The organism is Streptomyces flavofungini (assembly GCF_030388665.1).
Classification (GTDB): domain Bacteria; phylum Actinomycetota; class Actinomycetes; order Streptomycetales; family Streptomycetaceae; genus Streptomyces; species Streptomyces flavofungini_A.
This window is the reverse complement of the sequence record NZ_CP128846.1, coordinates 4,745,666-4,758,177: the sequence shown is the minus strand read 5'-3', so window position 1 is coordinate 4,758,177 and position 12,512 is coordinate 4,745,666. Positions and strand designations below refer to the sequence as shown.

At 72.3% G+C, this 12,512-nt stretch carries 7 protein-coding genes; 1 reads left to right on the top strand and 6 read right to left on the bottom strand.

The genetic code is table 11. The features are described 5' to 3' along the window. Positions 1-10: 10 nt before the first annotated feature. The 6 genes from QUY26_RS19915 to hisC all read right to left on the bottom strand — a co-directional run bounded on the left by QUY26_RS19915 (position 11) and on the right by hisC (position 10,829). A complete protein-coding gene (locus QUY26_RS19915) occupies positions 11-1,081 on the bottom strand; it encodes a M23 family metallopeptidase (protein WP_289948572.1) in 1,071 nt (356 codons plus the stop codon). Positions 1,082-1,265: 184 nt separating this feature from the next. Further along, positions 1,266-3,002, bottom strand: a complete 1,737-nt coding sequence (locus tag QUY26_RS19910) for a GAF domain-containing sensor histidine kinase (RefSeq protein ID WP_289948571.1) — start codon at positions 3,000-3,002, stop codon at positions 1,266-1,268. Between the two features lie 115 nt (positions 3,003-3,117). Continuing rightward, on the bottom strand, positions 3,118-6,807 hold the full coding sequence (cydD, locus tag QUY26_RS19905; protein ID WP_289948569.1) for a thiol reductant ABC exporter subunit CydD: 3,690 nt from the start codon (positions 6,805-6,807) through the stop codon (positions 3,118-3,120). A gap of 45 nt (positions 6,808-6,852) precedes the next feature. Then, entirely contained in the window at positions 6,853-7,872 is a 1,020-nt protein-coding gene (cydB, locus tag QUY26_RS19900; protein WP_289948567.1) for a cytochrome d ubiquinol oxidase subunit II, read from the bottom strand. 14 nt (positions 7,873-7,886) lie between these two features. Continuing rightward, positions 7,887-9,431 carry a cytochrome ubiquinol oxidase subunit I gene (locus tag QUY26_RS19895; RefSeq protein ID WP_289948565.1) on the bottom strand — a complete coding sequence of 515 codons (1,545 nt, stop codon included), beginning with the start codon at positions 9,429-9,431 and terminating at the stop codon, positions 7,887-7,889. A gap of 309 nt (positions 9,432-9,740) precedes the next feature. Continuing rightward, entirely contained in the window at positions 9,741-10,829 is a 1,089-nt protein-coding gene (hisC, locus tag QUY26_RS19890; RefSeq protein WP_289948562.1) for a histidinol-phosphate transaminase, read from the bottom strand. Positions 10,830-11,313: 484 nt separating this feature from the next. Here hisC and QUY26_RS19885 point away from each other — a divergent pair, with 484 nt between their 5' ends. Beyond that, on the top strand, positions 11,314-12,435 hold the full coding sequence (locus QUY26_RS19885; RefSeq protein ID WP_030357814.1) for a LacI family DNA-binding transcriptional regulator: 1,122 nt from the start codon (positions 11,314-11,316) through the stop codon (positions 12,433-12,435). Positions 12,436-12,512 lie beyond the last annotated feature (77 nt).

Below are 12,512 nucleotides of genomic sequence, written 5' to 3'. Positions count from 1 at the left end.
CCGACGGGCCTCAGAGCCCCACCCCGCGCTCCGCGAGCCACCCCACGGGGTCCACCCCCGAACCGAGGTCCGGCGTCAGCCGTGCCTCGAAGTGCAGGTGCGGGCCGGTCGAGTTGCCGGTGGTGCCCGCCTGGCCGACCCACTGGCCGGTGCCCACCCGCTCCCCCTGGTCGACGGCGACGGACGCCAAGTGCGCGTACTGCGTGTACGAACCGTCCTCGTGCCGCACCACGACCTCCATGCCGAAGCCGCCGCCGCAGGCCACCCGCACCACCCGCCCGGCGCCCACCGAGCGCACCGGAGCGCCGATGCCGACGGCGAAGTCCTGCCCGGTGTGCCGGGCCGCCCAGCGCGCGCCCGCGCTGTCGAAGCCCGCGGACAGCTCGTACGTCTCCACGGGCGTCACCCACGCGCGCGTAGGTGACGATTGCGGCTGCGCGAGCCGGACGGCGCCCCGGCACCGGCCCGCGGCCGCCGACGCGTCGGCCTGCTGCTGCAGCGTCCACCGCGCCGTCTCCAGCTTCGCCTCGATGCCCCGCTTCAGGCGGGCCAGGCGCGCCTCCCGCCGGTCGAGCACCTCGCGGGCGCGGGTGGCGGAGCGCTGGGCCGTGGCGAGCCTTGCCGCGGCCCGCTGGGTCCGGGCGACGGTGTTGGTGACGGCGAGGTCCGCCTGCCCCACGACGCGCCTGCCGCGCAGCAGTTCGTCGGGGTCGTCCGCGAGCAGCAGCCGCGCGGTGAGCGGCAGGCCGCCCCCGGTGCGGTACTGCGCGGTGGCCATCCGGCCCAGGTCCTCGCGCAGCACGGCGACGTCGTACCGCTCCTTGGCGAGCAGCCGCTCCAGGTGCTTGACGCGGGCCCGCTGCACCCCGGCCGCCCGGCGCCCCTCCTCGTAGCGCGAGGTGGCCGACTGGGCCTCTACGTAGAGGCGTGCCACCTCCGCACTGGTGCTCGGCCCGCCGTGCCCGTCGCTTCCGTCACGGCCGTCCGCGATCGCCGTCCCGGGCACGCCGAGCGCCACGAGCGCGCACAACAGGACCGGCAGGAGCGGTGCGAGGAGCGGGCGGCAGGACAGGGAACGCATGTCCCGGATCGTTGCCCGCACGAGCGGGCAACGCCTGCGGAGTGCGTACGCGCGGGGGACCCGGTGACCCGTACGGGGCACACGGTTCCGCCGAACAGGGGCGCACGGCGCCGGTGCGCGCCGGGCCCGCCGACGGGCGGCTCAAAGCCCTCCGCGCGGGCCCCGAGGCCCCCGCCACCGCATGTCAGTACGGTGCCTGCCACACCACCGTCGTCCCGCCCTCGTCCTCCCCGATGCCCGGCCCGTACCAACTGGCGCCCCCCAGGGACTCCGCGCGCCGCTTGAGGTTCTTCAGACCGCTGCGGCGGCCGCCCTCCGTGATGCCGACGCCGTCGTCCGCGACGGTCAGGCGTACGCCCCGCTCCCCCTCCGGCAGGACGACGGTGGCGTCGACGACGACGTCGATGCGGGTGGCCCCCGCGTGCCGGAAGGCGTTCGACAGGGCCTCGCGGAGCGCCGCGATGAGGTTCTTGCCGGTGAGTTCCCCGACGACCGTGTCGACGGGGCCCACGAAGTGGTGGGACGGCTTGAAGCCGAGCGGCACGGCCGCCATGTTGATCTCGCGCAGGACGCGGGTGCGCAGCCCCGCGGGCGCCTCCGCGGGCCCCTGCTGGAGCGCGAAGATGGCCGTGCGGATCTCCTGGATCGTCACGTCCAGCTCGTCGACGGCCTTGCCGACGCCCTGCCGCACCTCCGGCACGACGGACCGCCGCTGGGCGCTCTCCAGCATCATCCCGGTGGCGAAGAGTCGCTGGATGACGAGGTCGTGCAGATCGCGGGCGATGCGGTCGCGGTCCTCGTAGACGGCGAGGCGCTCCCGGTCGCGCTGCGCCTCGGCCATCATCAGGGCGAGCGCGGCCTGCGAGGCGAACTGGGTGGCGAGGGTCCGCTCGGCCTCGGTGAAGGGCCGCGCCCCGCGCTCGCGGGGCGTGACGAGCGTTCCCAGGACCCGGCCGTCGCTCTGCAGGGGCAGCAGCATGGCGGGCCCGTAGGCGCGCGCGAGGTCGGTCATGATGCGCGGGTCGGTGGCCGCGTCGTCGATGAACACGGGCCGGCCGTCGAGCAGATCGGCGATGATGCGGCTCTCCGGAGGCACCACCACGCCGAGCGCCCCGCTGGGCCGGTCCGAGGACACGGCGACGATCTCCATGCCGCCCTCCTCGTCGGGCAGCAGCACGATGCCGGCGGCCGAGTCGGCCAGATGGCGCGCCTGCTCCGCGACCACCGCGAGGGCGTCCTCCGCGTCGGAGCCGGACAACAGCGCCGTGGTGACCGCCACGGAGCCGTCGATCCACCGCTCGCGCTGCTTGGCGGCCTCGTACAGGCGCGCGTTGCCGATCGCGATGCCCGCCTCCGTGGCGAGGACCCGCACCATGTGCACGTCGTAGTCGTTGAACTCGCCGCCGTCGCGCTTCTCCGTGAGGTAGAGGTTGCCGAAGATCTCGCCCTGGACGCGGATCGGCACCCCCAAGAAGCCGCGCATCGGCGGGTGGTGGGCGGGGAAGCCGCAGGAGCGCGGGTCGGCGGCCAGGTCGGCGAGGCGCAGCGTCTCCGGCTGGTGGATGAGCGCGCCGAGGAGCCCGCGGTGTCCGTCGGGGAGGCGGCCGATGCGGGCGGCGGCCTCCTCGTCGATGCCGTGGTAGACGAAGTCGGCGAGCCCGTCGCCGTCTTCGGAGACGACGCCGATCGCCGCGTAGCGCGCGTCCGTGAGCTCGGCCGCGGTCTCGCAGATGCGGTCCAGGGTGGTGTGCAGCTCCAGGCCGGTGCCGACGGAACGCATCGCCTCCAGGAGCTGCGGTACGCGCGCGGTCAGCTCGGTGGACAGCCCCTGGAGGCTGCGGGTCGCCTGGGCCGCGACCTCCGCCGGGTCCGGGCTGCCTCCGGGAGGCGGGGTGGGGGCGGGGGCCGGGGGGACGGACATGCCTTGAGCGTAGTTAGTCCGATTTGCCGTGGAAAGTCGAACCTTCACCGGCCCCTGGCCCCGGCGGACGGCGGCCATCGGCGTCACCCGCCCACCGAGGCCGTCACACTCACCGTCAGCCCCCGACCACGACCTCGACGCCGACGCCGACTCCGGCTCCGGCTCCGGCTCCGGCTCCGGCTCCGGCTCCGGCCAGGGCGTCCCCCGCCGACTCCCGCTCCCGCATCCGCCGCAGCGGCCCGTCCACGGCCACGAGCTCCGCGTACGCCCCGCGCTGCGCGATCCGCCCTTCGTCCAGGACGAGCACCTCGTCCACCGCGTCGAGCCCGGCGAGCCGGTGCGTGATGAGCAGCGTCGTCCGGCCCTCCGTGGCCGCGAGCAGGTCGGCGGTGAGGGCGTCGGCGGTCGGCAGGTCGAGGTGTTCGGCGGGCTCGTCGAGTACGAGGACGGGGAAGTCGGCGAGCAGGGCGCGGGCCAGCGCGAGGCGCTGCCGCTGGCCTCCGGAGAGGCGTGCCCCGTGTTCCCCCACGAGCGTGTCGAGCCCGTCGGGCAGGGAGGCCACCCAGCCGTCGAGCCGGGCCCGCCCGAGCGCCCCGTACAGTTCGCCGTCGCTCGCGTCCCTGCGGGCGAGCAGGAGGTTCTCGCGCACGGAGCTGTCGAAGACGTGGGCGTCCTGGGCACACAGGCCGACGAAGCGGCGCACGGTGTCGCCGTCGAGCGCCGCCGCGTCCGTGCCGCCCAGCGTGTACGTCCCCTCCGCGGTGTCCAGGAAGCGCAGCAGGACCTGGGCGAGCGTGGTCTTGCCCGATCCGGACGGGCCGACGACGGCGACGCGGCGGCCGCGCTCCAGGGTCAGGGAGACGTCCGCGAGCGCGTCCCGCTCCTGCCCGTCGTGGCGGGCCCGCAGCGCGTCGAGGCGCAGCGGGAAGGGCGTCTGCGGGGCCTGTGCGGGCTCGGCGGGGTCCTCGACGGGTTCGGGGGCGTCGAGGACCTCGTGGACCCGCTCGGCGCTCTTGCGGACGCGCTGGCGGTACTGCGCGGCGAGCGGCAGCCCGAGGACGGCCTCGAACGCGGCGAGCGGGGTGAGGACGACCACGGCGAGCGCGACGCCGCTGAGCCGTCCGTCGTGCAGGCCCTGGACGCCGACGAGGGCCGCCGCGGCCACGGTGAGGCCGGTGGCCAGCGCGGTGAGCCCGTCGCCGAGCGCGGTGGCGGCCGCCGTCCGGGAGGCGATCCGGGTCAGCTCGGCGTCGGCCTCCTTCGCCCGGTCGGTACGGCGGCGCAGGGCGCCCGCGACCGTCAGCTCAGCCGTCCCCGTGAGCAGGTCGGCGACCCTCGTGGCGAGCACCCCGCGCGCGGGGGCCAGCTTCCGCTCCGCGCGGCGGGCGACGGCACCGCTCACCAGGGGCACGCCGACGCCTGCGGCCAGCAGGCCGACGGCGAGGACGGCGCCGGCCTCCGGGAGCAGCCACGCGGTGAAGCCGACGGATCCCAGGCCGACGGCGGTCGCTGCGCCCACGGGCAGCAGCCAGCGCAGCCAGTAGTCCTGGAGGGCGTCCACGTCAGCGACGAGGCGGGACAGCAGGTCGCCGCGCCGGGTCGTCCGCAGGCCCGCGGGGGCGAGGCGTTCCAGGCGCCGGAACACCGCGACCCTGGTGTCGGCCAGCATCCGCAGCACCGCGTCGTGCGACACCAGGCGCTCGGCGTACCGGAAGCAGGCTCGTCCGATGCCGAAGGCGCGGGTCGCCGTGACGGCGATCATCAGGTACATCACCGGGGGCTGTTCGGAGGCCCGCGAGATCAGCCACCCGGACGTGGCCATGAGCCCGACGGCACTCCCGACCGCGAGGCTCCCGAGCAGCAGGGCCAGCGCCAGCCTCCCCTTGCGCTGCCGCGCCGCCGCCCGCACCCGGGCCAGATCCCCGCCCTGCCCACGGGAACCCTCCTCGGCGCCCGCCCGTTCACCGGGAGAAGCGGGCTCACCGTGCGAGTCGCTCCCCACGGCGGCGGGTTCCACCCCGCCACGGTCGGCCGAGGACCCGGGCAGGGGCGGGTACGGCCCCCGACCCGCGGTGCCACTCACCGACGCACCGCTCATGTCCCCACCGCTCACCGCGGCACCGCTCACGTCCACACCGCCCACCGCGGCACCGCGGGCCCCGCCGTCCACCCGGACCACCCGGTCCGCGACCCCCAGCAGCGCGGGCCGGTGGACCACCATCACCACGGTCCGGCCCACGGCCAGCCTCCGCACCGCCTCGACGATGCCCGCCTCGGTCTCCCCGTCCAGCGCGGCGGTCGGCTCGTCCAGGAGCACCACGGGCCGGTCGGCCAGGAACGCCCGGGCCAGCGCGACCCGCTGCCGCTGCCCGGCGGAGAGCCCGGCCCCGTCCTCCCCCAGGGCGGTCTCGGTCCCCCCGGGAAGCCCGGCCACGAACTCCCAGGCGCCCGCGGCCCGCAGCGCCTCCACGACCTCCGCGTCCGCCGCCCCGGGGCGGGCAAGGCGCACGTTCTCGGCGATGGTCCCGGCGAACAGGTGCGGCCGCTGCGGCACCCAGGCGATCCGCTCCCGCCAGCCTTCGAGGGACACATCGGCCAGGTCCGCGCCCCCGACGAGGACGCGCCCCTCGGTGGGCGGCACAAAGCCCAACAGCACGTTCAGAAGAGTCGACTTGCCCGACCCGCTGGGCCCCACCAGGGCCACCGTCTCCCCGGGCGCCACCGCGAACGACACCCCGTGGACTGCGTCGGCATCCCGGCCCGGGTACCGGACCGTCACCCCGTCCACAGCCACGCCGACCGCACCCGCCGCACCACCTGAGGGCACAACTCCCGTGCCCCCGGCCGGAACCGGCGTCTCGAGCACCGCGAAGATCTCCTCCGCCGCGGCCACGCCCTCGACCGCCGCGTGATACCGCGCCCCCACCTGTCGCAGCGGCAGATACGCCTCGGGCGCGAGAATCAGGATCACCAGGCCGTCGTACAGCTCCATGTCCCCGTGGACGAGCCGCATGCCGATGGTGACGGCGACCAGCGCCACGGAGATCGTGGCGAGCAGTTCGAGGGCGAACGACGACAGGAACGCGATGCGCAGCGTCCGCATCGTCGCCCGCCGGTACTCCCCGGTGATCTTCCGGATGGACTCGGCCTGTGCCTTGGCCCGGCCGAACACCTTCAGCGTGGGCAGCCCCGCGACCACGTCCAGGAAGTGCCCGGACAGCCGGGAGAGCAGCTGCCACTGCCGGTCCATCCGGGCCTGCGTCGCCCAGCCGATGAGCATCATGAACACCGGGATGAGCGGCAGCGTGCCCACGATGATCGCCGCCGAGACCCAGTCTTCGGTGACCACTCGGAGCAGCACGGCCGCCGGGACCACCACCGCGAGCCCCAACTGCGGCAGATAGCGCGAGAAGTAGTCGTCGAGCGCGTCCACGCCGCGCGTGGCCAGGGTGATCAGGGACCCCGTGCGCTGACCGGTCAGCCACCCCGGCCCCAGCTCCCCCGCCCGTTCCAGGAGCCGCCCGCGCAGCTCCGACTTGACCGCCGCGCTCGCCCGGTGCGCGGCGAGTTCGGTCAGCCACGACACCGCCGCCCGGCCCACGGCCACGGCCACGAGCAGGGCCAGCGGTGTCCCCACGTCACCGACGCCGTACCCGTGCTGGAAGCCGCCCACCACGATCTCGGCGATCAGCATGGCCTGGGCGACGACGAGCCCCGCCCCGGCCAGACCGAGGACCACCACCGCGGCCAGGAAGCCACGGCTGGAGCGGGCGTACCGGAGCAGACGCGGGTCGATCGGTTTCACGTGAAACACACCCTCCCAAGGAGCGTGGGCGTACGGAGAGTTGGCTCAGTGCGCGGCGTCGACCGGAACGTCCGGCGCGATGTGCTGCGTACCGATCCGCTTGCGGAACACCCAGTAGGTCCACGACTGGTAGAGCAGCACGACCGGAGTCGCGATGCCCGCGCACCACGTCATGATCTTCAAGGTGTAGGGCGTCGACGAGGCGTTGGTGACCGTGAGGCTCCAGTCCTCGTTCAGCGACGACGGCATGACGTTCGGGAAGAGCGTCAGGAAGAGCATCGCCACGGCGGCGACGACCGTCAGCCCCGAGAAGGCGAATGACCAGCCCTCACGCCCGAGTTGGATCGCGACGACGGCCGCCACCAGGGCCACCACCGCCACGATCATCGCGGCCAGGCTCTTGCCGTCACCGTTGTCGACCTGGGTCCAGCCGAGGAAGCCGAGCGCGAGCACCGCCGTGATCAGTCCCAGGGCGAGCGCCAGCTTCCGGGCCCGCATCCGGATGTCGCCCACCGTCTTCAGCGCCGTGAACACCGCGCCGTGGAAGGTGAACAGGGCGAGGGTGACCAGGCCGCCCAGGATCGAGTACGGGTTGAGCAGGTCCCAGAAGTCGCCCACGTACTCCTTCTGCGCGTCGATCTTCACGCCGCGCACGATGTTGCCGAAGGCCACGCCCCACAGCAGGGCCGGGAGCAGCGAGGTCCAGAAGATCGCGTGTTCCCAGTTGGTCTGCCAGCGCTCCTCGGGCCGCTTCGCCCGGTACTCGAAGGCGACTCCGCGCACGATCAGGCAGATCAGGATGAGCAGCAGCGGCAGATAGAAGCCGGAGAACAGCGTCGCGTACCACTCGGGGAAGGCAGCGAAGGTCGCGCCGCCCGCCGAGAGCAGCCACACCTCGTTGCCGTCCCAGACCGGGCCGATGGTGTTGATCAGGACACGCTTCTCGGTCCGGTTCCTGGCGAGCAGCTTGGTGAGGACGCCCACCCCGAAGTCGAAGCCTTCGAGGAAGAAGTAGCCGATCCACAGGACGGCGATCAGGACGAACCAGACGTCGTGCAGTTCCATGTGCGCCCAGCTCCTTAGTACGAGAAGGCCATGGGCCGGTCGGCATCGGCGTCGGAGTCGCTGTCCGCGCTCGCCCCGCCGGGCGGGCCGCCGATCTTGGTGGGCGGGTTGAGGTCGGCCTCGGTCAGCTCGGGCGGGCCCTTCCTGACGTACTTGAGCAGCAGCCTGACCTCGATGACGGCGAGGATCGCGTAGATCAGCGTGAAGACGATCAGCGAGGTGAGGACCTCACCCTGCGAGACACCGGGGGAGACCGCGTCCTCGGTCTTCAGGACGCCGTAGACGACCCAGGGCTGACGGCCCGTCTCGGTGAAGATCCAGCCCCAGGCGGTGCCGATGAGGGGGAAGATCAGCGTCCACTGCGAGAGCCGCCACCACCAGATCCCGAGCTTCGGCGCCAGCTCCTTGTTCTTGGTGAGCATCAGCTTCGGCACGTCGTCCGCGTCGGTGTGGTGCTCCGGGGCGAGCCAGAACTTCCGCCTGGTGAGCCAGAGTCCGGCGGTGCACAGGGCCATCGAGACGCCGCCGAAGCCGATCATCCAGCGGTAGGACCAGTACGCGGTGGGGATGTTGGGCCGGTAGTCGCCGGGGCCGAACTTCTCCTGGGCTTCCTTGTTGAGGTCGTTGATGCCGGGGATCTCCGCGCTGAAGTTGTTCTTGGCGAGGAAGGAGAGGACCCCGGGGATCTCTATGGCGACCTCGTTGTGGCCCTTGGCGACATCGCCGTACGCGAAGAGCGAGAACGGTGCCGGCTTCTCGGACTCCCACAGGGCCTCGGCGGCCGACATCTTCATCGGCTGCTGCTCGTACATGACCTTGCCGAGCGTGTCCGCGCTGATCACGGTGAGCAGGGTGCCGACGAACGCGGTGACCAGGCCGAGCCGCAGCGACATCCGCATGGTGCGGATGTGCTGCTTCTTGCGCAGGTGGAAGATCGCGATGCCGGTCACGAAGGCGCCGCCGACCAGGATGGTCGCCGCGATCACGTGGAAGAAGTTGACGAGCGTCGTCTCCTGGAAGAGCACCTGCGCGAAGTCGGTCAGCTCGGCGCGCTTCGTGCCGTCCCGCTCGGTGATCCTGTAGCCGACCGGGTGCTGCATGAAGGCGTTCGCCGCGATGATGAAGTACGCCGACAGGATCGTGCCGATCGACACCATCCAGATCGTGGCGCAGTGCAGCTTCTTCGGCAGCTTGTCCCAGCCGAAGATCCACAGCCCGATGAAGGTCGACTCGAAGAAGAAGGCGATCAGGGCCTCGAAGGCCAGCGGGGCGCCGAAGACGTCGCCGACGAAGCGGGAGTAGTCGGACCAGTTCATGCCGAACTGGAACTCCTGCACGATGCCGGTGACGACGCCCATCGCGATGTTGATCAGGAACAGCTTGCCCCAGAACTTGGTCGCTCTGAGGTAGTGCTCCTTGCCCGTCCGCACCCACGCCGTCTCAAGGATCGCCGTGAGGGCGGCCAGGGAGATCGTCAGGGGGACGAAGAGGAAGTGGTAGACGGTGGTGATGCCGAACTGCCATCGCGCCAGTGTTTCCGGCGCCAGAGCCAGGTCCACGTCGACTTCTCCTTACGTGCCGTGGTCTACGCGGCAGTGTGCCCCTTATGTCATAGACATCCCTGGAGCAACTGGGACACGCTTGTGAACGCGTTCACATTCACAAGCATTATGTCGCACGTACGGTCGACGCCAGTCAGGGGGGTCCCCCTTACTGGCGGGAACAGGCCAGGAGGGGCGGGACCGGCCACCGCGCGGCCGCGAGGGCCCGCACGACAGAACGCGCGAGGTGGCGGTCGGCCACCTCGCGCGTTCACTCGTCCTCTCCCTGGCCGGGAGGGCTACAGCTCCCTCTCCCGACCGGGAGGGCTACAGCTCCTTGCGGAACGCCTCCGCCGTCTTCAGGAAGATGTCGTTGCCCTCGGTCTCGCCGATCGTGACCCGGACCCCCTCGCCCGGGTACGGCCGCACGATCACGCCGGCCGTCTCACAGCTGGCCGCGAAATCCATCGTCCGGTCGCCAAGACGCAGCCAGACGAAGTTCGCCTGGGTCTCGGGCACCGTCCAGCCCTGCCCCCGCAGCGCGTCCTGCACCCGCGTCCGCTCCCCGAGCAGCGCGCCCACGCGGCCGAGCAGCTCGTCCTCGGAGCGCAGCGACTCCACGGCCGCGTCCTGCGCGAGCTGGTTCACACCGAACGGCACCGCGGTCTTGCGCAGCGCCGCGGCCACCGGCTCGTGGGCGATCGCGAAGCCGACCCGCAGACCGGCGAGGCCGTACGCCTTGGAGAAGGTGCGCAGGACGCAGACGTTCGGCCGGTCCCGGTACAGATCGAGGCCGTTGGGCGTCTCGGGGTCGCGGACGAACTCCACGTACGCCTCGTCGATCACGACCAGGATGTTCTTCGGCACCCGGTCCAGGAACCGCACCAGGTCGGCCTTCTTCACGACCGTGCCGGTGGGGTTGTTCGGGTTGCAGACGAAGATCAGGCGGGTGCGGTCGGTGATCGCGTCGGCCATCGCGTCGAGGTCGTGGACCTCCCCCGGCGCCAGCGGCACCATCACGGACTTGCCGCCGCCGACCGTGGTGACGACCGGGTACCCCTCGAAGGACCGCCAGGCGTACACCACTTCGTCGCCCGGCGTGACCGTCGCCGTGACCAGCTGCTGCGAGAGGCCGACCGAGCCGACGCCGGTGGCGACGTGCGAGACGGGCACCCCGAAGCGGTCGGCGATCTCGTTCAGGAGGCGGTCGCAGCCGTAGTCCGGGTAACGGTTGAAGGAGCCGGCCGCGGCGATCGCGCGCTCCATGACGCCGGGAAGCGGCGGATAGGGGTTCTCGTTGGAGGACAGCTTGTACACGACGGGGCCGCCGCCCTCGCCGGTCTCGGCGTTCCTGCCCGGCTTGTAGGCGGGGATACCCTCCAGCTCGGCGCGCAGCCTGGGGCTCGTCTCGCTCACCGCTGTCCTCCTCATGATCATCCGGTCTTCAATGATTCTCACCCTATGAGGATTCGGCGCCCCTGCGAATGGGGTGACGGCTCCCGGCTGGGCAGGACGCCTCCGGGCCGGGCGGCGACAGGTTTGAGCCGCGGCAGCGCGGGGCCCACTGCCACCGTACGCATCGGCCGCCGGGGACGTACACCGCAAGCCGTCCCTCCGGGGGCGCCAGCGCCTGAAACAGGGGGAGCGCTGCCCACGGCGGCGCGCGCCGGTGGCTCACTCCGTGGCGCGCATCACCCGTGAAGGTGAGTTGAGACCTCTTCGAGACCTCGGCCATTTGGCAGGCCCCCGCGCGACGACAAGGGAGCGATACCTCCCTCAACGCCCAACTCCCTTTGTTTCGAAGGTCATTGAGCGTTTTCCGCCATGCAGAAACGTGCCTGTCAACGGGTGCATATGCGTCCGCACTACCCACCCTCATGAGCCCTACTATCGGCTCGCCATGACAGCAGCAGGGAAGCACCAGGTGAGCCGAGCGGAGACCGCCCGCCGGGGCAACCGGCAGAGCCGAGCAGGCATCAGAGACGTCGCCGCCGCAGCCGGTGTCTCGATCACGACTGTCTCCGACGCGCTCAACGGCAAGGGGCGGCTGCCCGACGCCACGCGACGCCATGTCCGCGAGGTCGCCGACCGCCTGGGCTACCGCCCGTCGGCCGCGGCCCGAACACTCCGTACCGGGAAGTCGGGCCTCATCGGCCTCACCGTGACGACGTACGGGGATGAACCTTTCACCTTCACGGAATTCGCGTACTTCGCGGAGATGGCGAGAGCCGCGACCTCGGCCGCGCTCGCCCGGGGCTACGCCCTGGTCATCCTCCCCGCCACCTCGCGCCGCAGCCCGGTCGACGTGTGGTCGAACGTCGCCCTCGACGGCACCGTCGTCGTCGACCCCTCCGACCACGACCCGGTGGTCAGCGAGCTGGTGCGACAGGGGCTCCCGGTGGTCTCCGACGGGCGGCCCGCCGGGTCGCTGCCGGTCACGGCCTGGGTCGACAACGACCACGAGGCCGCGGTCCTGGAGATCCTCGAACACCTCGCGGCCGCCGGGGCACGCCGCATCGGCCTCCTCACCGGCACCACCACGGACACCTACACCCACCTCTCCACCACCGCCTATCTGCGCTGGTGCGAGCGCGTGGGTCAGGATCCGGTGTACGAGTCCTACCCGGCGCACGACCCGTGCGCGGGCGCCGTCGCCGCCGACCGACTGCTCGCCAGGCCCGACCGGCCCGACGCCGTGTACGGCCTGTTCGACCCCAACGGCACCGACCTGCTCGCCGCGGCCCGCCGCTACGGCCTGCGCGTACCGGACGACCTGCTGCTGGTGTGCTGCAGCGAGTCGACCGTGTACGCCACCACCGAGCCGCCCATCACCACGCTCTCCCTGAAGCCCCGACGGATCGGCACCGCCGTCGTCCAGCTCCTCATCGACGCCATCGAGGGCCTCGACGCGGGCCGGCCCATCGAGCAGGTGATACCGACCGAACTGATCGTGCGCACCTCGTCCGAGCGACGTCCGCCACGTACGACGGTCAGCCCGCCGCGTTCGCCCGGCCAGGGCTGACCTCCCCGACGACCGGCCCGAGGCCCGCGACCTGCGGGAAAAGTGGGGGAAACCTCGGGCCAATTCGGGAGAAAACC

What these genes read in the sequence shown, in the direction of transcription:
- QUY26_RS19915 (WP_289948572.1), bottom strand. Translation starts at nt 1,081, where the DNA reads ATGCGTTCCCTGTCCTGCCGCCCGCTCCTCGCACCGCTCCTGCCGGTC.
- QUY26_RS19910 (WP_289948571.1), bottom strand. Translation starts at nt 3,002, where the DNA reads ATGTCCGTCCCCCCGGCCCCCGCCCCCACCCCGCCTCCCGGAGGCAGC.
- cydB (WP_289948567.1), bottom strand. Translation starts at nt 7,872, where the DNA reads ATGGAACTGCACGACGTCTGGTTCGTCCTGATCGCCGTCCTGTGGATC.
- QUY26_RS19885 (WP_030357814.1), top strand. Translation starts at nt 11,314, where the DNA reads ATGACAGCAGCAGGGAAGCACCAGGTGAGCCGAGCGGAGACCGCCCGC.